The 20991-nt window shown below is 61.9% G+C and carries 19 protein-coding genes; 1 reads left to right on the forward strand and 18 read right to left on the reverse strand.

Going from position 1 to position 20991, the window contains the following annotated elements:
- Nucleotides 1-159 precede the first annotated feature (159 nt).
- Complete coding sequence (gene msrA, locus RAH42_RS08115; RefSeq protein ID WP_317539232.1) at nt 160-1140, forward strand: peptide-methionine (S)-S-oxide reductase MsrA; 981 nt, start codon at nt 160-162, stop codon at nt 1138-1140.
- Nucleotides 1141-1221: 81 nt separating this feature from the next.
- On the opposite strand, the gene RAH42_RS08120 is transcribed toward msrA, so the two are convergent.
- The 18 genes from RAH42_RS08120 to RAH42_RS08205 all read right to left on the reverse strand — a co-directional run bounded on the left by RAH42_RS08120 (nt 1222) and on the right by RAH42_RS08205 (nt 20918).
- Nucleotides 1222-2037, reverse strand: coding sequence for a pyrroline-5-carboxylate reductase dimerization domain-containing protein (locus tag RAH42_RS08120; RefSeq protein ID WP_078015091.1), 816 nt, complete (start codon nt 2035-2037; stop codon nt 1222-1224).
- Between the two features lie 22 nt (nt 2038-2059).
- Nucleotides 2060-2935 carry a 23S rRNA (guanosine(2251)-2'-O)-methyltransferase RlmB gene (rlmB, locus tag RAH42_RS08125; RefSeq protein WP_317539233.1) on the reverse strand — a complete coding sequence of 292 codons (876 nt, stop codon included), beginning with the start codon at nt 2933-2935 and terminating at the stop codon, nt 2060-2062.
- 27 nt (nt 2936-2962) lie between these two features.
- Nucleotides 2963-5818 carry an excinuclease ABC subunit UvrA gene (gene uvrA / locus RAH42_RS08130; protein ID WP_317539234.1) on the reverse strand — a complete coding sequence of 952 codons (2856 nt, stop codon included), beginning with the start codon at nt 5816-5818 and terminating at the stop codon, nt 2963-2965.
- Entirely contained in the window at nt 5775-7826 is a 2052-nt protein-coding gene (gene uvrB, locus RAH42_RS08135) for an excinuclease ABC subunit UvrB (protein WP_317539235.1), read from the reverse strand. Before uvrB ends, uvrA begins: the two co-directional genes overlap by 44 nt.
- A gap of 90 nt (nt 7827-7916) precedes the next feature.
- A complete protein-coding gene (gene ftsH / locus RAH42_RS08140; protein ID WP_078015095.1) occupies nt 7917-9893 on the reverse strand; it encodes an ATP-dependent zinc metalloprotease FtsH in 1977 nt (658 codons plus the stop codon).
- Nucleotides 9894-9920: 27 nt separating this feature from the next.
- Nucleotides 9921-10460 (reverse strand): hypoxanthine phosphoribosyltransferase, encoded by a 540-nt coding sequence (gene hpt, locus RAH42_RS08145; protein ID WP_078015096.1) that lies wholly within the window; start codon nt 10458-10460, stop codon nt 9921-9923.
- Nucleotides 10451-11755, reverse strand: a complete 1305-nt coding sequence (gene tilS, locus RAH42_RS08150) for a tRNA lysidine(34) synthetase TilS (protein ID WP_317539236.1) — start codon at nt 11753-11755, stop codon at nt 10451-10453. Before tilS ends, hpt begins: the two co-directional genes overlap by 10 nt.
- A gap of 138 nt (nt 11756-11893) precedes the next feature.
- Nucleotides 11894-12589 (reverse strand): ribonuclease III, encoded by a 696-nt coding sequence (rnc, locus tag RAH42_RS08155; protein WP_317539237.1) that lies wholly within the window; start codon nt 12587-12589, stop codon nt 11894-11896.
- Nucleotides 12589-13827, reverse strand: coding sequence for a beta-ketoacyl-ACP synthase II (fabF, locus tag RAH42_RS08160; protein ID WP_120371650.1), 1239 nt, complete (start codon nt 13825-13827; stop codon nt 12589-12591). Before fabF ends, rnc begins: the two co-directional genes overlap by 1 nt.
- Before the next feature lie 105 nt (nt 13828-13932).
- Nucleotides 13933-14184 carry an acyl carrier protein gene (gene acpP, locus RAH42_RS08165; protein ID WP_009164755.1) on the reverse strand — a complete coding sequence of 84 codons (252 nt, stop codon included), beginning with the start codon at nt 14182-14184 and terminating at the stop codon, nt 13933-13935.
- A 48-nt stretch (nt 14185-14232) separates the two neighbouring features.
- Nucleotides 14233-14970 (reverse strand): 3-oxoacyl-[acyl-carrier-protein] reductase, encoded by a 738-nt coding sequence (gene fabG, locus RAH42_RS08170; protein WP_296428871.1) that lies wholly within the window; start codon nt 14968-14970, stop codon nt 14233-14235.
- Nucleotides 14971-14972: 2 nt separating this feature from the next.
- Nucleotides 14973-15923 carry an ACP S-malonyltransferase gene (gene fabD, locus RAH42_RS08175; RefSeq protein ID WP_317539238.1) on the reverse strand — a complete coding sequence of 317 codons (951 nt, stop codon included), beginning with the start codon at nt 15921-15923 and terminating at the stop codon, nt 14973-14975.
- Nucleotides 15924-15938: 15 nt separating this feature from the next.
- A complete protein-coding gene (locus RAH42_RS08180) occupies nt 15939-16880 on the reverse strand; it encodes a nitronate monooxygenase (protein ID WP_078015102.1) in 942 nt (313 codons plus the stop codon).
- 96 nt (nt 16881-16976) lie between these two features.
- Entirely contained in the window at nt 16977-18008 is a 1032-nt protein-coding gene (gene plsX / locus RAH42_RS08185; RefSeq protein WP_317539239.1) for a phosphate acyltransferase PlsX, read from the reverse strand.
- A gap of 2 nt (nt 18009-18010) precedes the next feature.
- Nucleotides 18011-18613 (reverse strand): transcription factor FapR, encoded by a 603-nt coding sequence (gene fapR, locus RAH42_RS08190; RefSeq protein WP_120371646.1) that lies wholly within the window; start codon nt 18611-18613, stop codon nt 18011-18013.
- A 301-nt stretch (nt 18614-18914) separates the two neighbouring features.
- Nucleotides 18915-19130: a 50S ribosomal protein L32 gene (rpmF, locus tag RAH42_RS08195; protein ID WP_078015105.1), complete on the reverse strand. Its 216-nt coding sequence runs from the start codon at nt 19128-19130 to the stop codon at nt 18915-18917.
- 2 nt (nt 19131-19132) lie between these two features.
- Nucleotides 19133-19699: a DUF177 domain-containing protein gene (locus RAH42_RS08200; RefSeq protein ID WP_317539240.1), complete on the reverse strand. Its 567-nt coding sequence runs from the start codon at nt 19697-19699 to the stop codon at nt 19133-19135.
- Nucleotides 19700-19730: 31 nt separating this feature from the next.
- The gene (locus tag RAH42_RS08205) at nt 19731-20918 is read right to left on the reverse strand and encodes an acetate kinase (protein ID WP_317539241.1); all 1188 of its coding nucleotides are present in this window, start codon (nt 20916-20918) and stop codon (nt 19731-19733) included.
- Nucleotides 20919-20991: the final 73 nt, after the last annotated feature.

Below are 20991 nucleotides of genomic sequence, written 5' to 3' on the forward strand. Positions count from 1 at the left end.
CGCCCGCATGAAACGCGAGGCGAACGACCTGACATCGGAAGGGAGACACTTATGAAAAGAACGATTCTCGTAGTGCTGGCGGCGTTGTTTTCGGCCATGCCTTTTGCGACAGGCGGGACACGAGCGGGAGCTCTCGCGACGAAAAACGAAGGAGCGGACATGAAAAATCTGAAAGAGATCTACTTCGCAGGCGGCTGTTTTTGGGGCGTTGAAGAATATTTTTCGCGCATTCCCGGCGTGAGCGACGCCGTGTCGGGATACGCCAACGGGCACACGGCAAATCCGACCTACCGGGAAGTCTGCTCCGGGAACACCGGGCACGCCGAGACCGTGCGCGTCAGTTACGACCCGCGGCTCGTCAGTCTGGAAACGCTGACGGAACAGTTTTTCGCGATCATCGACCCGACCGTTCGCGACCGGCAGGGAAACGACGTCGGCCGCCAGTACCGCACGGGCGTGTATTACGCCGACGCCGCAGACCGCGAGATCCTCGAGCGTCTTTTCGCCGCCGAGCAAAAGAAGCACGAACAAAAACTCGCTACGGAACTGCTGCCGCTGGAAAACTTCTCCGCGGCCGAGGAGTATCATCAGGATTATCTGAAAAAGAACCCCGGCGGATATTGTCACGTCGACTTCAGCACGCTCAACGGACTGAAAGCGAAAGCGCCGCCCGCGCCCGAAAGGAAATACGCCAAGCCGTCCGCCGCCGAGCTCAGGAAAAAACTGACGCCGGCCCAGTACGCCGTGACGCAGGAAGCCGCCACGGAACGCCCGTTCGCCAACGAATATTTCGACAACCGCGAACCGGGGCTGTACGTCGACGTCGTCACCGGCGAACCGCTCTTCTCGTCCGAAGCGAAGTTCGATTCCGGCTGCGGCTGGCCCAGCTTTTCGAAACCGATCGAGCCGGCTGTCGTCGTCGAACGTCACGACGGCAGTTACGGCATGAGCCGGACCGAGGTGCGCAGCCAAAGCGGCGACAGCCATCTGGGGCACGTTTTCGACGACGGTCCCAAGGAAAAAGGCGGGCTGCGCTACTGCATCAACAGCGCGGCGCTGCGTTTCATCCCCTACGACAAGCTGGACGAAGAAGGCTACGGCGAGTTCAAGCATCTTTGCGAAAGCTACGACAAACGCTAGCCCGCAGCGCGCCGGAAAACCGCGTCGCAAAAAAACGCCGGAGGGCGGAGAACGTCGCATGTTCTCCGCCCTCCGGCGTTTTTATCGGCGCGATTTCTCGAACGCGGCGGCGCCTTCCCTGGCCTTTTCGACCGTGGCCGCGAGCGCCTCGACGAAGGCGCTTTTGAATCCCGCGCGCTGGAGGGCGCGCAGCCCGGCGATGGTCGTGCCGCCGGGAGTGCAGACGGAATCCTTGAGCGCGGCGGGATGAACGTTCTTCTGCCGCGCCAGTTCGGCGGCGCCGATCAGCGTCGCCGCGCCGGCGCGCAGCGACAGATCGCTTTTCATGCCCACGGCCAGACCGCCCTGGATAAATCCTTCCAGCAGTTCCAGCACATAGGCGATCGCCGAGCCGGAAAGGCAGACGACGCCGTCCAGATCCTTTTCGGACACTTCTACGACGTCGCCGAAGAGCGCGCAGAGCCCGCGAACTTCCTCGAAGTCACCGTCGCTCCAGTCGCCGCGGACGATGCCGGTAAATCCGGCCCCGACGGCGGAAGCGATGTTCGGCATCACGCGCCCCCAGCGGGCGTTCGGCGCCGCTTTCTTCAGCAATTCCAGGCTGACCAGCGCCGCGCAGGAAACCAGCGCGCGCCCGGCCAGCACGGCCGCGTTTTCCGCGCAGTAGCTTTCGATCAACCACGGTTTCAACGCGACGAACACGGGGCCGCGCGCCAGCGGCGCAGCCTCGGCCAAAGCGGCGACCGTTTCGACGCCGTCGCCGCTCAGCGCGTCGAAATTCGCTCCCCGGCGCTGGACCACCACGGGCCTGACGCCGGCGCGGGACAGCCCGCGCGCTACGGCGCCGCCCAGATTGCCGCCGCCGATGACGATCGGGCGAAGTTCTTTTACGTTCATGACACACGCCTCCCAGCAAAATTCATTCAGGCGCTCTCGCGCCGCAGCCATACAGACGCACCCACTCGAACATGCCCAGCGCCGCCGCGACGCCGGCGTTGAGGCTGCCGGTGCGCCCCGCCATGGGGAAACTGACGAGCTTGTCGCAGTTTTTCGCCGTCAGCGCCGAGATGCCGTCGCCTTCGGAACCGACGACGAGCGCCAGCCGTTCGGGCAGCGCGCTGCTCCACACGGTCTCGTCGGTACGGTGATCCAGTCCCACGACCCAGAAGCCTTTGTGCTTGAGGCGTTCCACGGTGCGGCCGACGTTGACCACCCGCGCCACGGGCAAACGGAAGGCGGCGCCGGCGCTGGTCTTGACGACCGTGCCGTTGACGGTCGCCGAGCGGTCGTTCTGGCAGACGACGCAGGCGGCTCCGGCCACTTCGGCCGTGCGGATCACCGCGCCGAGGTTGTGAGGATCCTGGCAGTGATCGAGCAGCACGACCAGCGCCGGCGCCTGAGGATCCAGCGCGTCGACGACGTCGTCGAGATCGGCCGGCGGGATCGGCGCCACGCGGGCCGCTACGCCCTGATGGACCGCGCCGCCGGTCAGCCGCTCCAGATCGTCCCGCTCCGTCAGGTCCAGCGGGATCCGCCGGTCGGCGCAGAGGCGCGTCACCGTGTCGCGGAACTCGTCCTGCGCGCCCGCCAGCAAAAAGACCTTGCGGCACAGCTCAGGCCGGTTTTGCAGCAGCGTCAGGACGGGATTGCGCCCCCAACAGAGATCTTCGGAACCGGACGGCGCGGCGCGCTTCGGCCGGGGCCGGCGTTCGGGAAACGGACGACCGCCGGGATTCTCCCATGCCTGACGGGGCGCGAAGTCCTTTTTACCGCCGGGACGCGCAGAACGCCCCAAGCCCCGCGGCCGTCTCTCCTGCCGCGATTATTTTTTTCGGCGGGCCGTTCCATCGCTCTTCACCTTCCCGTTCTTCTCAAAATCATGAAGATATTCCCGGATCGCTTCAGCCGTGTAGCCCCTGCCGCGCTCGGCCAGCTCCCGCGGCGTGCCGCAGTCGACCAGCCGTCCGCCGGCGCTGCCGCCTTCGGGGCCGAGGTCGATCACGTAATCGCTGGAACAGATGATGTCCATGTTGTGCTCGATGAGCAGCACCGAGTTGCCCTGCTCGACCAGAGCGTGAAGGATGCGCAGCAGACGGGCCACGTCGGGATAGAAAAGCCCGGTCGACGGCTCGTCGAGCAGGTAGAGCGTGCTGCCGCCGAAGCGTTTGCTCAGCTCCTTGGCCAATTTGACGCGCTGGGCTTCGCCGCCGCTGAGCGTCAGCGCCGACTGGCCAAGATGGATGTAGCCCAGACCGGCGCGCTGCAGGAATTCGAGCTTGCGCGCGATCCTGGGCAGATCCTTGAAAAGCTCCATGGCCTCGTCGACCGACAGGTTGAGCACGTCGGCGATGCTGTGCCCCTTGAACTTCACTTCCAGCGTCTCGCGGTTGTAGCGCGTGCCGTGGCAGACGTCGCACTCCACGTACACGTCGGGCATGAAGAGCATGGAGACGCGCCGCTCGCCCGCGCCGCCGCAGGCTTCGCAGCGTCCGCCCTTGACGTTGAAGCTGAAGCGCCCGCTGGCGTAGCCGCGTAGTTTTGCCTCGGGCAGCTGCGAATACAGCTCGCGGATCGCCGAGAAGACGCCGGTATAGGTGGCCGGATTGGAGCGCGGCGTGCGGCCGATCGGGCTTTGATCGACCATGGCCACGTTCTTCAGCTGTTCCCAGCCGAGGATGTCTTTGTGCCGTCCGGGACGGTCGCGGTAATCGGCGTCCAGCTTGCGGCGCAGGCCGCGGTACAGCACGTCGTACATCAGCGAGCTTTTGCCCGAGCCGGAGACGCCGGTGAGACAGACCAGAGAGTTCAGCGGGATAGAAATATCGACACCTTTCAAGTTGTGTTCGGCCGCGCCGAGAATTTCAAGACGCTCTTTAGGGAGCGTCAAACGTTCCGAACGCACCATGCCGCACCGGTCGCCTCGCAGATACGGGCCGGTCAGAGAATTCGTCTTTCGGAACTCGTCCGCCGCGCCGCGCTGGACCACTTCGCCTCCGTAGCTGCCCGCTCCGGGGCCGATCTCGACGATGTAATCGGCGGCCAGCATCGTGTCGCGGTCGTGTTCCACCACGATCACGGTGTTGTCCATGTCGCGCACCGACTTCAGCGCGCCGATCAGCTTGCCGGTATCGCGACTGTGCAGGCCGATGGTCGGCTCGTCGAGCACGTACATGACGCCCGACAGTTTCGAGCCGATCTGCGTCGCCAGCCGGATGCGCTGGCTCTCGCCGCCGCTCAGCGTGTCGGCGCGGCGCTTCAGCGTCAGGTACCCGACGCCGACTTCCACGAGGAAGCTGAGGCGCTTTTCCAGCTCGACGATGACCTGGCTGATGACTTCGTTCTGGATGGGATCGTTCTGGTGCTGTTTGACGATCTCGTAAAAATCGCCGACGGGCAGCGAGGTCAGCTCGTCGATGTTCTTTCCCCAGAAGCGCACCGACAGCGCCTCGGGACGCAGGCGCGTGCCGTGGCAGGTCCGGCATTCGTCCTCGGTGCGGTAGCGTTCCAGCTCCTCGGCGGTCGCCTCCGACTCGGTGCTGTCGTAATAGCGCTGCAGCCACGGCAGCAGCCCTTCGTAACGTCCCTGATACTCCGACACCTCGCCGCCGCGCTCGAACTGCAGCGGCATGCGTACGTCGGAGCCGTACAGCAGGATCTGTCGCTGCGCTTCCGGAAGTTCTTTGTAGGGGGCGTCGAGATCCAGCTTCACCTTTTTCGCCAGCTCCTCGAGACGGTACATCATGTACTGCCTGCCGCGGAACGGCAGCAGCGCCCCGCCGCGCACGGAGAGGTCGGGATTGACCGCCAGTTCTTCGGAAAAATGGCTGTGGCTGCCCAGCCCCGAGCAGTCGGGACAGGCTCCCATCGGGTTGTTGAAGGAGAACAGCGCCGGCTGGATGTCGGGCAGCGAGATATCGCAGTCGGGGCAGACGAAGCGTTCCGTCAGCATGTCTTCCGATCCGTCGGCGGCGATGATCACAAAGCCCTCGCCGAGCTGCAGGGCCGTCTGTACGGCTTCGGCCATGCGGCCTTTGCGGTCGGGCTGCACCGACATGCGGTCGACGACCACTTCGACGCTGTGTTTTTTGTTCTTGTCCAGAGGGATCTCTTCTTCCAGCCAGAGGACTTCGCCGTCGACGCGCACGCGCATGAAGCCTTTCTTGCGCAGCGCCGCGAAGACGTTCTTGAACTCGCCCTTCTTGGCGCGCACGACCGGGGCGAGCACTTCGAGCCGGGCGCCGCCGTGCTGGCGGTAAATGCGGTCGACGATCTCGTCCACGGAATACTTGTGGACGGGCTTGCCGCACCGGGGGCAGTACGGCGTGCCGGCGCGGGCGAACAGCAGGCGCAGGTAGTCGTAGATCTCGGTGACGGTGCCGACGGTGGAGCGGGGGTTGTGGGAGGTCCCCTTCTGTTCGATGGAAATGGCGGGCGACAGCCCTTCGATGTCGTCCACGTCGGGTTTTTTCTGCACGCCCAGAAACTGACGCGCGTAGGACGACAGCGATTCCACGTAGCGGCGCTGGCCTTCGGCGTAGAGCGTGTCGAACGCCAGCGAACTTTTTCCCGACCCCGAGGGGCCGGTGATGACGACGAGTTTGTTCTTGGGGATTTCCAGAGAGACGCCCTTGAGGTTATGCTCTCTTGCGTTTCTTATAACGATTTCCTGACGCGGCACGGAGACCGGTTCCTCCTTCTTCTTCGCCGAACCCGCCTTGGGGAGTCCGGCCTTCTTCCATGGCCTGGATCATGTCGCGGATCCGGGCGGCCTTTTCGAACTGGAGCTTTTCCACGGCCTCCCACATGAGCTTTTCGAGAGCCTCGTTGTCCATGTGCTCGATGCGCTGCTGCGCCCGCTTGTTCTTCGCTTCGGGCGCGGCCTCGAACTCCACCTCGGGCAGCATGCGTTCGATGGATTTGCGGATCGTCCGCGGCACGATATGATGTTCTTCGTTGTACTTCAGCTGCGCCTCGCGGCGGCGCCTCGACTCGCTCACGGCCTCGCGGATGCTGTCGGTCACCTCGTCGGCGTAGAGGATCACGCGCGAATCGACGTTGCGCGCCGCGCGTCCCATCACCTGCACGAGCGAGCGGTAGGAGCGCAGAAACCCCTCGCGGTCGGCGTCGAGGATCGCCACGAGCGTCACCTCGGGCATGTCGATGCCCTCGCGCAGCAGGTTGACGCCGATCAGCACCTCGATGTCGCCGCTGCGGAGGCGGTTGATCTCCTCGGCGCGCTCGAAGGCGTTCAGTTCGGAATGGATATATTCGGACTTGACGCGCAGCGTGCTCATGTATCCGGCCAGCTCTTCGGCTCCTTTTTTGGTGAGCGTGGTGACAAGGCAGCGTCCGCCCGCGCCCCGGACTTTCTGGATCTCGGCCAGCAGATCGTCGATCTGTCCCGTCGCTTTGCGGATCTCCACTTCGGGGTCGGCGATGCCGGTGGGACGGATCAGCTGCTCGACGACGCGCTTCGAATGCTCCACTTCCCAGTCGCCGGGCGTGGCGGAGCAGCAGACGACGCGCTGCATGTAATGTTCGAACTCATGCCATTTGAGCGGCCGGTTGTCGAGGCACGACGGCAGGCGGAAGCCGTGCTCCACCAGCACTTCCTTGCGGGCGCGGTCGCCGTTGAACATGCCGCGCACCTGCGGCAGGGTGATATGCGATTCGTCCACGACCATCAAAAAGTCAGGAGGAAAAAAGTCAAGCAGCGTGCCTGGCTGTTCGCCCTCGGCGCGGCCGTCGAGATAGCGCGAATAGTTTTCGATGCCGGAGCAGTAACCGGCCTCGGCCAGCATTTCCATGTCGTAGCGGGTGCGGCTGCCGAGGCGTTCGGCCTCGAGATATTTGCCCTCGGACTTGAAGCGGCCGACTTGCAGTTCCAGCTCGCGCTTGATCTTGTCCATCGATTCGGCGATCGCGCCGTCGCTGGTGACGTAATGCTGCGCCGGGAAGACCGAGACGTGCTGTTTGCGGGCGATGGAATGCCCGCTGACGGGATCGACCTCCTCGATGGATTCCAGCTCGTCGTCGAAGAAGGAAAAGCGCAGCGTGGCGTCGCTGTACACGGGATAGACTTCCAGCACGTCGCCGCGCACGCGGTATTTGCCGGGCTGCAGGTCGAAGTCGTTGCGCTCGTAATAGGCTTTCATCAACGCTTCCTGGAAGTTGCGCCGGTTCCAGCGCTCGCCCACGGCGAAGCTGACGATCGCGTCTTCGTAGTTCTTGCGCTTGCCCATGCCGTAGATGCAGGAGACCGACGCCACCACGATTACGTCGCGGCGTTCGATCAGCGACTTGGTGGTGGCGAGCCGCATGCGCTCGATCTGGGTGTTGATGGAAGCGTCTTTTTCGATGAACGTGTCCGAGCTCGGGATGTAGGCCTCGGGCTGGTAGTAATCGTAATAGCTCACGTAATAGTGCACGGCGTTCTCGGGGAAAAATCGTTTGAACTCGCTGAACAACTGCGCCGCAAGGGTTTTGTTGTGCGCCAGCACCAGCGTGGGGCGGTTATACTGCGCCACGACGTTGGCGACGGTGAACGTCTTGCCGCTGCCCGTCACACCCATCAGCGTCGAGCATTTCTCGCCGCGCTCCAGGCCTTCGAGCAGCGAATCGATGGCCTGCGGCTGATCGCCCGACGGCGGCCAGGGCGCGCACAATTTGAATTTTTCAGTCTCCATGATCGGACCTCCACGAGACAAAACGGATGACGAAAGCGAAAAGAAAAGGACGGAGCGAAAAGATCCACTCCGTCCTTCTATTGTACCAGTTTATTCGCCTTTTGCAGAGGGCGGTTCTTTTCCCGTCATCGGGGCCATCTCGTTGGAAACGACGGGCGCCCGCGGGATAAAGCCGTCTGTCGCTTTCTCTCCCGCCGGAGCCGTTCCTTCCGGCGCGGGGACATCGGCGCCTTCGGAGGCGGGCTTTTCCTCGGGCTTCTCGGGGACGGGCTCTTCCTCGCCGAGCAGCACCGCCAAGTCGTGACCGTCCATCACTTCGCGTTCGAGCAACGTTTCGGCGACGAGGTCGACTTTGTCCCTGTTCTCCGACAGCAGATTCTTGACGCGGACGTAACACTCCTCCACGATCTTGCGGACTTCCTCGTCGATGGCGAAGGCGATCTGGTCGCTGTAGTTGCGGTCTTCGCCCAAGTCGCGGCCGAGGAACACCTCATGGCGCTGGCGTCCCAGCACGACGGGGCCGAGAGAGCTCATGCCGTACTGCGTGACCATGCTGCGGGCCACCTGCGTGGCGCGTTCCAAATCGTTGCTGGCGCCGGTGGTGATGTCGCCGAAAACCAGCTCTTCGGTGACGCGGCCGCCGAGCAACACGCAGATGTTGTTGGTCAGCTCGTTCTTCGAGGCCAGGAAACGGTCCTCGGCCGGAAGCTGGAGCGTATAGCCCAGCGCTGCGCTGCCGCGGGGGATGATCGAGATCTTGTGCACGGGATCGCAGCCGGGGATCAGCTTCGCCACCATCGCGTGCCCCGTCTCGTGGTAGGCGATGATCTTCTTCTCGCGGGGGCCGATCAGGCGGCTCTTGCGCTCGGGGCCGGCGATGGAACGGTCGATGCCCTCTTCCAGCTCGGCCATGCCGATCTCCGTTTTGCCGCCACGAGCGGCCAGCAGCGCCGCTTCGTTGATGACGTTGGCCAGATCGGCGCCGACGAAGCCGGGCGTGCGCTTGGCCAGCACCTTGAAATCGACGTCGGGAGCGAATTTCTTGTCCTTGGCGTGGACTTTCAGGATCGCCTCGCGCCCTTTCACGTCGGGCGTGTCCACGACCACGTGGCGGTCGAAACGCCCCGGGCGCAGCAGCGCCGGATCGAGCACGTCGGCGCGGTTGGTGGCCGCGATCAGGATGATGCCGGTCTTCTCGTCGAAGCCGTCCATCTCGACGAGCAGCTGGTTCAGCGTCTGCTCGCGCTCGTCGTGGCCGCCGCCGAGGCCGGTGCCTCTCTGGCGGCCGACGGCGTCGATCTCGTCGATGAAGACGAGGCAGGGCTGATACTTGCGGGCCTGTTCGAACAGGTCGCGCACGCGCGAAGCGCCGACGCCGACGAACATTTCCACGAAGTCGGAGCCGCTGGTGCTGAAAAACGGCACGTCCGCTTCGCCGGCGCAGGCGCGGGCCAGCAGGGTCTTGCCGGTTCCGGGCGAGCCGAGCAGCAGCACGCCCTTGGGCACTTTGGCTCCCAGCTTGGTAAAGCGATCGGGCGATTTGAGGAACTCTACCACTTCCTTGAGCTCCTCCTTGGCCTCGTCGCAGCCGGCCACGTCGTTGAAGGTCACCTTGGGGCGGTTGTCGAGGAACATTTTCGCCTTGCTCTTGGCGAAGCTCATGACCTTTCCGCCGCCGCCCTGCATGTTGTGCAGGAAGAAGATCCACACGCCGATCAGCAGCAGCGTGGGGAACACGGACGAAGCCAGCGTCATCCACCACGGCGTTTCCGGCGGCTCGGCGATCTTTACTTCCACGCCCCGGGCGGCGGCTTCTTCGGCCACGTCCTTGACGCCGACGATGTTGCTGACGAACGCTTTGCCGTCGGCGTAACGCCCCTGGGCCCTCATATCGTTGATCGTGAAGTTTTTGATCCGCCCCGCGGCCAGATCGGTCCTGAACTGGCTGTAGGGGATCTCCGCCACTTCGGGGCCCGCGGTCTGAGGCGTGAGAAACATGTTCACAACGCTGACGACGAGCACCACGAGGATCAGATACACGCCGAGGTTCTTCATTAATCGCTGCACAATGGCGCCTCCTTAAAATTTATAACATCACTCCGAAACGGAGCGCACCGTGTGGATCGAAGGCAGGTTGCGCATCTTCTGATCATAATCCATGCCGTAGCCGACCACGAACTCATCGGGAATCACGAATCCCGTGTACTCGACCGGCACGTCGACGACGCGCCGTTCCCTTTTGTCCAGCAGGACGCACACTTCCACGGACGCGGCGCCCTCGTCCTTGAAGTATCCGCGCAGGTGCTGCAGCGTCAGCCCTGTGTCCACGATGTCCTCGACGATCAAAATGTGGCGTCCCTTCACCGCGATGCCCGTTCCCTGCGAAATGGTCACTTTGCCCGACGACGTGGTCGAAGCGCCGTAGGACGCGGCCTTCATGAACTCCATGACGACGTTCACCGACGGCGAGATCTCGCGCACCAGGTCGGCCATGAAGATCACCGCGCCGCGCAGGATGCCGATGACGGTCAGACTCTGCCCGTCGTATTTCTTGCTGATCTCCGACGCCAGCACGCGAACGCGCGCGGCGATCTGTTCCCTGGCGATCAGGACTTCCGCTGCTTTCAATTCCATAAAGTTTCCCTCCAGCGCCCGACAAGGGGACTCAAAACGACCTGAGCAACAATGTTATATTTTACACTATGGCGGAGGATTTCCCATCGGTTTTGTTTTTTTTCCGCCCGAAAAACATTTTTTTGGAAGATCACCGGGAAAAAAGACGTTGTCACATCATATTTTTCAGTATTTTTTTGCAGAACGACCGGCCGCGCCTCATCGAGTGGGCAGCGGGGGCCGAAATCGGACTCCGCTGACGCGCCCTTCAGCCGCAGCGAAACTTTCCAGCCGCCCCAGCGCGCCGTTTCGCCAAGCGAAAGCCGGAGCGCCTCCAGCCGCTTTTCCGCCGCCGGATGCCAGCACAGCAGGCCGTCCCCCGCTTCCACGTCGACCTCGGAGCCCCATTGGAACACAAAGCGTCCGGAACGGCACGTCAGGCGATCCAGCTCTTCGACGCGGGGTCTGGTCAGAGCGACCAGCCCCAGCCGACGCCCCACAAAGCGCAGCAGTTCACGGCGCTGGAACTCGTGGACGCGGCGCAGTTTGCTCAGACTCAGGCACGGCCAGCCGCGCCGCGGCAGCGAGACCTCACGGCACAGCGCGGCCGACTGCTCTTCCTGCATCTTTCGCCAAAGCTGCGCCTCTTCGGCCAGAGAGGCCAGATGCTCGACAACGCCGGGATTGACCTCGCGGGCCAGCAGAGGCATCACTTCGTTGCGGACGCGGTTGCGCTGGTAAATGTTCAACGCGTTCGTCTCGTCTTCTACCCAGCTCCAGCCCTGCGCGCGGAGAAAATCGCGCAGTTCCTCGCGGCGGAACGAAAGCAGCGGGCGGATATAGTTGCCGCGCTGTTCCGGCATCCCCGCCACGCCCCAAAGCCCGCAGCCGCGGGCCATGTTCATGAGCGCGTTTTCGGCCAGATCGTCGCGCGTATGCCCCAAGGCCGCCAGACGGCATCCGAATCTTTGCGCCGTCTCCTCGTAGAGCTCATAGCGAAGCCGACGCCCCGCCGCTTCTTCAGACTCGCCTTTTCGAGACAATTCAGGGACCGGACGGCGTTCGTCCACACAGCGCACGTTCAATTCGGCGCAGCGCTTTTTCACGAACTCGCCGTCGCCGCACGAGGCGCCTCGGATGCCGTGGTCCATATGGACCACGATCAGCTGCGAAGGCTCGTAAAGCCGGGAAAAAAGACAGAGCAGACTCATCGAGTCGCTGCCGCCCGAAACGCCGAGCAGCACCGGCGTCTGGCCGAGCCAGCCACATCGTTCCATGACGCCGCGAAAGCGCCGCGGCACATCGCTTTTCGTCACGTCAGGTTCTCCCCTTTCCTTCGCCTCACGGAAATTGATTCTAAATCGAATACGCAGCAAAATCAAGTTGAAGGCGCAAATAAAATCGCGCCCCGTCATAAAAAGATCGCTCGTCCATAGGTGGACAAGCGATCTTTCTCAAGACTGTTCTTTTGGCGATCCGACCAGTTTCAAGGCGGCTCTCGCCGCTGCCTGCTCAGCTGCCTTGCGGCTGGTTCCTCTGCCGCGGGCGAGCTCTTTGCCGTCCAGCAGAGCCCGGACGATGAAAATCGGATCATGCTCCGGCCCTTTACGCTGAAGCAGTTCATAATAAGGCGTCGGCCCGTTCCGTTCTTGACAGAGGATCTGCAGACGGCTCTTCGGGTCGAGCTGCTCGCGCGACGCTTCCCGCGGACGACGGTTCAGAAAAGCGCGGGCCTGTTCCAGCCCGCCGTCGAGATAAAGCGCCCCGATCAGAGCTTCGACCGCGTCGCCGATCATGTTTTCGCTGGCGCTGCCGCGCTGTCCCATTCCCAAAAGGAGCAGGCCGTCCAATCCCAAAGAATGGCCCCAGGCGGAAAGCACCTCTTCGCGAACCTGCGAAGCGCGCTCGCGGGTCATCTGTCCTTCGCTGGCGTCGGGGCGGGCGCGGAACAGTTCTTCGCTGATCAGCACTTCCAGCACAGCGTCGCCGAGAAACTCGAGGCGTTCGTTCCAGAACGGGACTCCCCGTTCGTGCGCGTAGGAAGAATGAGTCAGCGCTTCTTCCAGCAGGGCCGGGTCGCTGAACTCGTAGCCGATGCGCCGCTGAAACTCGAGCAGATCTTTTGCCCGCGCCGGCTCCGTTCCGTTCATTATCCTTCGTACTTCTGCAGCGCGAGCACGCCGTTATGGCCGCCGAAGCCGAAATTGTTGACGAGGATGCGTTTGACGTCCCGGTCGTACAGCGTTTCGGCGACGACGTTGACGTCGCATTCGGGATCGGGCGTTTCGTAGTTGCGCGTCTTGTGGACGATCCCCTGCTCGAAGGCCTGGAGCGCCGCCACGACCGCCACGCCGCCGGCCGCGCCGAGCGTGTGGCCGAAGATCGACTTGGTGGAGGTGACGAGCGTATCCTTCGCCTTGTCGCCGAGCAGTCCGTTGATGGCCTTGGACTCCATGATCTCGTTGAGATGAGTGGACGTCCCGTGGGCGTTGACCAGATCGACGCCGTCCCAGCCCGACTGCTTCATGGCCAACTCCATGGCCTTCATGGCGCCGGCGCCGTCGGGATCGGGAGCGGTCAGATGATAGGCGTCGCACGTGGCGCCGTAGCCGGTCAGCTCGCCGTAAATGTGAGCGCCGCGGGCGCGGGCGCGCTCAAGATCCTCAAGGACGACGACGCCGGCTCCCTCCGCGACGATGAAGCCGGCGCGGTCTTTGTCGAAGGGACGGGACGCGCGCTCCGGATCGTCGTTGTGGGTCGTGCACAGCGCCTTCATGGAGGCAAAGCCGGCCACGGTCAGTCCCATCACGCAGGCCTCGGCGCCGCCGGCCAGCATCACGTCGGCATCGCCGCGCTGGACAGCGTACCATGCCTCGCCGATGCTGTTGATCGACGAAGCGCAGGCGGTGACGATGCACATGTTGGGGCCTTTGCAGCCGTACTTGATGGCGATGTAGGCCGAGGTCATGTTGCTGATCATCATCGGGATGGCGAAAGGCCCGACATGGCGAGGCCCTTTTTCGGAAAGATCCTGATATCCTTCCCAGCTGGTGTGCAATCCGCCGGTACCGGAACCGATGTAGACGCCGAACTTCCAGGGATCGACGGAAGCCGGATCGAGTTTCGCGTCTTCGATCGCCATTGACGCCGCCGCCGTCGAGAACTGAATGACGCGGTCGGTGCGCTTGGCCTCTTTTTTAGCCATATAAAGGGCAGGGTCAAAGTCGATGACCTCTCCCGCGATTTTCACGTTATAGTCTGAAGTGTCGAAGGCAGTAATGCTTCGAACGCCATTTTCTCCCGCTTCAAGAGCGCGCCAGTAATTCTCCTTGCCGATGCCAACGGGGCTGACCACGCCGAGCCCGGTGATCACGACTCTTCGATTCATTTTGAGATCTCCTTGCGTCTCGGTGGACGAATACACTAGATGGTCCTTTGAAAAGGGGGAGAGGAACCGCCGTACTGGTATCCTCTCCCGACAAATACAGCTTCGTTACTCCTCGATGCCAAGCTTGCTGGCGGCGTAGTTGATCGCTTCGCCGACAGTGGTCAGCTTTTCGGCATCCTCATCGGGAATCTCGATGTCGAACTCTTCCTCGATGCCCATGATCAGCTCGACGATGTCAAGGGAATCGGCGCCGAGATCTTCCACGAAAGAAGCCTCGGGGCGGATCTGCTCCTCTTCCACGTCAAGACGGTCGATGATGATTTCCTTCAGGCGAGCGAGAACATCTGCTTTAGTCATAGCTCAAAGCACCTCCATAAAAATATGCGGCCTTGTAAAAGAACCGCTCTATGCCATTGTCATCCCGCCGTCAACGGCGAGAACCTGACCTGTGATGTAAGAACTGCTTTCCTGAGCGAAGAAGGACACGGCATTGGCCACGTCCTCGGGATCACCCTGACGCCCTTGCGGGATGCCCGCCAGGATCGCTTCCTTGGCGGCGTCGCTCAGGACTTTCGTCATATCGGTGGCGATATAACCGGGAGCGACGCAGTTCACCGTCACGCCCTTGGCGGCATATTCGCGCGCCACGCACTTGCTGAAACCGATCACGCCGGCCTTGGCCGCGCCGTAATTGGCCTGTCCTGGATTGCCCGTCACGCCCACCACCGAAGAGATGTTGACGATCCGGCCCCAGCGGGCGCGGACCATGGACTTGACCGCTTCGCGCGTGCAGAGGAACACGGACTTGAGATCGGCGTCGAGCACGTCGTCCCAGTCGGCGTCCTTCATCCGCATCAGCAGCCCGTCTTTCGTCCGTCCGGCGTTGTTGACGAGGATCTCGACGGGGCCGAGAGATTCCTTGACGTCGTCGAAAAGTTTCTTCACCGCTTCGGGGCTGGAGACGTCGCCGGCAAAAGCCATCGCTTTTCCGCCCGCGGCGGTGATCTCATCGACCAGAGACTGGGCCGCTTCCGCCGAAGAACGATAGTTCACCGCCACGGAACAACCGTCGGCGGCAAGGCGTTTCGCCACGGCGCGGCCGATGCCGCGGCCGGCGCCGGTCACCAAAGCAACGCGAGCCATCGTTATTCCGCCGCCTTCCGTTCCGTAAAGGGAGCGACCTGCTCGAGATCGGCCGGCTGTTCCACGTTGAGCACCGCGGCCTGACGGGCGATCTTCTTGACCGTACCGCTCAGCACCTTGCCGGGCCCCATCTCGATGAATCCTTCCACTCCCTGCGCAGCCATGGTCTGCACGCTTTCGACCCATCTGACGGGACTGTAGGTCTGAGCGTACAGTCCGTCGCGAATCGCGGAAACGTCGCTGACCGGCTGAGCGGAAACGTTGGCGACCAGCGGGCAGCCGCCGGCGTTCCAGACGCACTTTTCCATTTCGGCCGCCAGATGGTCCGCCACCGGACGCATCAGCGAGCAGTGGAACGGGGCGCTCACGTTCAGCATCACGCAACGCTTGGCGCCTTTTGCGGAAGACAGCGCGACGGCGCGTTCCACCGCGGTCGTATGGCCGGAGATGACCGTCTGCACGGGCGTGTTGTAGTTCGCCGCCTCGCAGACTTCGCCCTGAGCGGCCTCTGCGCAGACGGCGCGGACCGCGTCGGCTTCAAGCCCGAGGATCGCCGCCATGGCGCCTACGCCCCGAGGCACGGCCTCCTGCATGAAGGAACCGCGCTTGTGCACGAGACGCACGCCGTCGGCCAACGACAGTACGCCGTTGGCGACGAGAGCCGTGTACTCGCCAAGGCTGTGTCCGGCCACAAAAGCGGGAGCCAGCGTCACGCCTTTTTCCTGAAGCGCGCGGAACACGGCGATGGACATGGTCAGAATAGCCGGCTGAGTGTAGGCCGTCAGGACCAGTTTGTCCTCGGGACCGCTGAAAATGATGTCGCTGAGAGAAAATCCAAGAGCCTCGTCGGCTTCAGCGAAAGTATCCTTTGCCGCCTTGGAAACGCCGCAAAGTTCCTTTCCCATGCCGACGGCCTGAGAGCCCTGGCCGGGAAAAACGATCGCATACTTCATAGGCTTCGACTCCTTTTAAGCGTTGGCTTCCAAGTCCTTGAGAATAGTTTTGGCCTCGGCGACCATGCTTTCGATGATATCGGCACAGGAACGGATGTCACTCACGAGCGCAGCCGACTGGCCGGCCATGACGGACCCCCGTTCCATGTCGCCGTCGACGACGGCGGCACGAAGACGGCCTGTGCCCAACTTTTCGATCTCGGCCACCGGGGCGTGGTTGTACTCGAGATCAAGGAATTCCTTCGTCAGTTTATTGGCGATGCAGCGCACGGGATGCCCCGTGCTGGCGCCGGTCACCGCGGTGCAGCGCTCTTTCGCCCTGACAAGTTCCTGTTTGTAATCGGGATGCACCGTGCATTCCTTGGAACAAACGAAGCGCGTCCCCACCTGAACTCCTTTGGCCCCCAGAGAGAAAGCGGCCGCCATGCCGCGGCCGTCGACGATGCCACCGGCGCAGACAACGGGGACTTTCACCGCTTGAGCCACGAGGGGCGTGAGCACCATGGTCGTCAGCTCGCCGATATGTCCGCCGGCTTCCATGCCCTCGGCCACCACAGCCTGCGCACCCTGGCGGACGGCACGGATCGCCACCGCCGTGGAAGCGACGACGGGCATGACGATCGCCCCGAGAGGTTTTAACCGCTCGATCACTTTGCCGGGGCTGCCGGCGCCGGTCGTAATGACTTTGATGCGATATTTGGCGGCCAGTTCCACCGCGGCGGGAGCCGTCGGCGACATAAGCATGATGTTCATGCCGTAGGGCTTGTCGGTCAACTCGCGAATCTTGAGCAATTCTTTCTCCAGCAGCTCGGGCGGCGTCGCTCCCGCGGCGATGATACCAAGGCCGCCTGCATTGCTGACCGCAGCGGCCAGCTCCGCATTGGCGATCCAAGCCATAGCCCCTTGGATCACAGGATGTTTAATTCCCAAAAGTTCCGTGATTTCCTTACCGAGCATGAAGAAACGAACCCCTTTCGTTTTTCGCAGTCAGAGCGCTGCCGACACCAATCCTCTCAAACCTCATCAAACGTTCCGGCGAACGGTGCGCGATCGTCAGCACAGCGTCTCCTCGGCAGCAACTTTTTCCAATTCCTGTGCAATATCCTCACGGATACGTTCCAGCGCGTTACGTGCCACGAAGCTGTAGGCCACGCCAATGGCGTTGGCGATGGCGGGCGCTTTGGAACGCCCGTGAGCTTTGATCACCGCGCCGTTCACGCCCATCAGCGCGGAACCGCCGTAGCGCTGATAATCGACGCGCGCGCCAAGTCTCTTCATGGAAGGATACAGCAGCAGCGCGCCGGCTTTCGCCAGCCAAGATTCCTGGATGGTTTCTTTGACCAGTTCTTTGCAGAATTTGATCAACCCTTCAAAGGACTTGAGCATGACGTTGCCGGAAAAACCGTCGCAAACCACGACGTCCGCGTCGCCCATGGGAACGCGGTTGGCTTCGACATACCCGCCGAAATTCAGGTCGTCGCTGGCGCGCAGTCGTTCGCGAGCCGCCACGATCACGTCGTCGCCCTTGATTTCTTCGGAACCATTGGAAAGCAAACAGACCCGCGGCGACGAGGAGAGCTTTTCCACGTCCTTCATGTAAACGGAACCCATCAGCGAAAATTGTACCAGATTCAGCGGCTTGCAGCGAACGGTGGCTCCAGCGTCAAGAAGGAACACCGGTTTCTTCGTCGGCAGCAAGATCCCCAAGCCGGGACGGTCGATCCCCTTCAGACGGCCGACTACAAGCACACCGCCGGCCACGATCGCGCCGGTGCTGCCGGAAGAGACGCAACCCTTCGCTTCACCGGACCGGACCATTTCCATAGCGATACGCATGCTGGAACGTTTTTTGCAGCGGATCGCCTTTGCGGGCGACTCGTTCGGATCGACCACTTCATCGGTATGGACCACGCGAATGCGGCTTCGGACGCTGCTGTCAGCTTTGTCCAGATAAGGTTCGATGACGGTTTTGTCCCCAATCAAAGCGATCTCGAGATCGCTGTTTTTATTGCATGCTTCAATGACGCCAGGACAGACGGCAGACGCGCCGTGATCGCCGCCCATGGCGTCTACGGCAATGATCATGTTTATCCCTCGTTCCCCCGCACGGCTGAAACCGTGCTTTCTTCACCGCTCGACAGAGCCCGCACGATAAAGCGCCCCACGTAAATCTCTCGGTCGCCCACGTTGGTATGAACGCTCACGATGTACTTGTCGCCTTCATGGACGCCCACTTTTGCCCGGGCCACCAGTCGGTCTCCCACAACCGCAGGAGCGCTGTAGCGGCCGCGGAACGTCTGCACGACAACCATGTCGGCTTCTACCACGGCGATCGCCAGCGTGCTCGCTTGAGCGTAGATGTATTGATCCCAGACCTGGTCGGTGTGGCGAAAGGCCATTTCCTTGGTGGTCTGGAGCATGGAGAGCGCCCAGACGTTTGGCTCCAGCCCCAGAAGTTCGCCGATGAATTCCTCCTGCTTCAGAGAACGCAGGCGACTGACGGCCCGCTCGGCCATCTGGCGGGTGCGTTCGCGCAGTTCCGGCACGCCCATGAGCGCGCGGTCAAGCCGGATCGTACTGAGACTCACTTTCAGCAGCCGAGCGAGATCTTCATCGGTATAGAGAGGATTCTGTTCTATCAGCGCGAATAACTTTTCGTGGCGCTTCAACTTGCCATTTTTCAGTGACATGTTCCTCCCTCGCTTTTAACACCTAGTCCTAATATCTACTCTCGAACTACGCGAAGTATAAAGACTTTACCGTGAAAGGTCAAGACACTTTCAGCCGTCCCCAAATATTTTTTACGTATGAAACTGTGCAGAAATGATATATCCCGCCGTGCCGGCACGTTCTCTCCAGGAAAAGGATTTTCATCGCTTCGCACCGGCTCTTCTTGACAATGAACACTGACTTCCAAGAGAAACGCAAAGAGCCCCCTGCCGTAGCATTTTTACGCAGGGGGCTCTTCAGTTTTCTGTGAGCAGCTCGAGCTTATTCGGCTTTCGCTTCGGTTTCGGCCTTGTCGGCGGCGACCTTGAGCACCTTGCGGCCGCGGTAATAGCCGCAGACAGGGCAGGCGCTGTAGGTCGGGATCATCTCGCCGCAGTGAGAACAGGCCGTCATGCCGGGAGCGGTCTTTTCGCCCAGCCAATGGGCAAAACGCATGTGGGTCCTGCGGTGGGACACTTTCATCTTCGGGGTTGCCATAGTCATTTCCCTCCTTTTTGCTTTTCTTCATCCACAAAATCCGCCAGAGCCAGGAAACGCGGATCTCTTCGATCCTCGGCGGGGAGAAGCGAATCGATCTCAATGCATCCCTCAGGGCACGTCGCGTAAAGCGGCAAAGCCACCACAAGGCATTCCCACACGAGATCGGTCACGTCAACGCTGCCGCCGAGCCACGTAACGGGCAGAACGACCCTGTTGGAATCGTAGAATAATTCCTCTTCTTCCTGTACTTTCCCAACATCTTCCGACTGCAAGACGTAAGAATACATGAATTCCTGCCGAATTGCAACCGTCAAAGGCGCGCAACATCTACGGCATTCGGCAGCAACTTCTCCACTAATTCCGATCAAAACGTCGGCCCCCTCAGGGGTCCGCTGCGTTTCCACGGTGACTTTGACAGGATCGGTGAAGGAGAATTCCTGAGCGCCGCAGGACAGGGGCTCTTTCAGATCCAACGTCCAGATTTGGGAGAGCCTGAGCTGCGAATCTTTCGCTTCCGGCAAAGGCACAACGAAACGCCAGTCTGCCGGCCGTTCGGTCAGTGCCATAGGTCTTGCTCTCTCCGCTCCTGGTCCCCGCTCAGAAAGCCATCTTCTTGGTGTCGCGGGCGATGACCAGCTCTTCGTTGGTGGGAATGACGATGACTTTGACCTTGGAATCGGGAGCGCTGATGACGCGTTCCTCGCCGCGGAAATCATTCTTGGAATAATCCATCTTCACGCCCAGGAATTCAAGTCCTTCGGTGACCATCTGGCGAGTCGTGGCGCTGTTCTCGCCGATACCGGCCGTGAAGACGATGGCGTCGACGCCGCCCATGGCCGCCGCGTAAGCGCCGATGTACTTTTTGACGCTGTAGGTCAGCATTTTATAAGCCAGCGCGCACTTAGCGTCGCCCTTGTTCATGCCTTCTTCGACGTCGCGAAGGTCGGCGGAAACGCCGGAGACGCCGAGCAGACCGCTCTCCTTGTTGAGGATCTTGTCGGTTTTCTCGGCGCCTTCCTTCTGGGCGATAAAGGTGACAACGCTCGGATCCAGGTCGCCGCAGCGAGTGCCCATGACGACGCCGGGAAGCGGCGTGAAGCCCATGGAGGTGTCGACGACCTTGCCGTAGTCGACGGCCGCCAGCGAACTGCCGTTGCCGAGATGGCAGGTGATGATCTTCAGATCTTCGATGGGACGGCCGAGAATTTCGGCGCAGCGGGACGATACGAAGCGGTGGCTGGTGCCGTGGAAACCGTAACGGCGCACGTGGTCTTCCTTGTAATATCTCTCAGGCACGGCATAGCGGAAAGCGTAGTCGGGCATGGTCTGATGGAACGCCGTGTCGAAAACGCCGACCTGAGGGACCGAAGGCAGCGCTGCCGTGATCGCCTCGATGCCGATGATGTTGGCGGGATTGTGAAGAGGCGCAAGGGGGGCACAACGTTTCAGAGCGTCCATCACAGCAGGCGTGATTTTTACGGAGCCGGCGAACTCCTCGCCGCCGTGGACGACGCGGTGCCCGACGGCCCCCAGCTCGTCAAGGCTCTTGAGCACGCCGACTTTGGCGTCGAGCAGCGACTTGAGGACGAGATCGACGGCGACCTTGTGATCGGGAATCGCGGTCTCGGTGACCACCGCGTCCATGCCGATCTTGGTGTGCTTGAGGCGGGAACCGTCGATGCCGATGCGCTCGACCAGACCTTTGGCAAGCACGGACTCGTTGTCCATGTCGAAGACCTGATACTTCAGAGAGGAGCTGCCGCAGTTGATAACGAGAATCTTCATTACAAAAAACCTCCTTGACGTTTTTGACGCTCTGTCGTATATCCAAACTGTCACTCATCCCCTGCGCCGCGGG

Origin of the sequence: Pyramidobacter sp. YE332 (genome assembly GCF_033060595.1) — a bacterium.
GTDB lineage: Bacteria > Synergistota > Synergistia > Synergistales > Dethiosulfovibrionaceae > Pyramidobacter.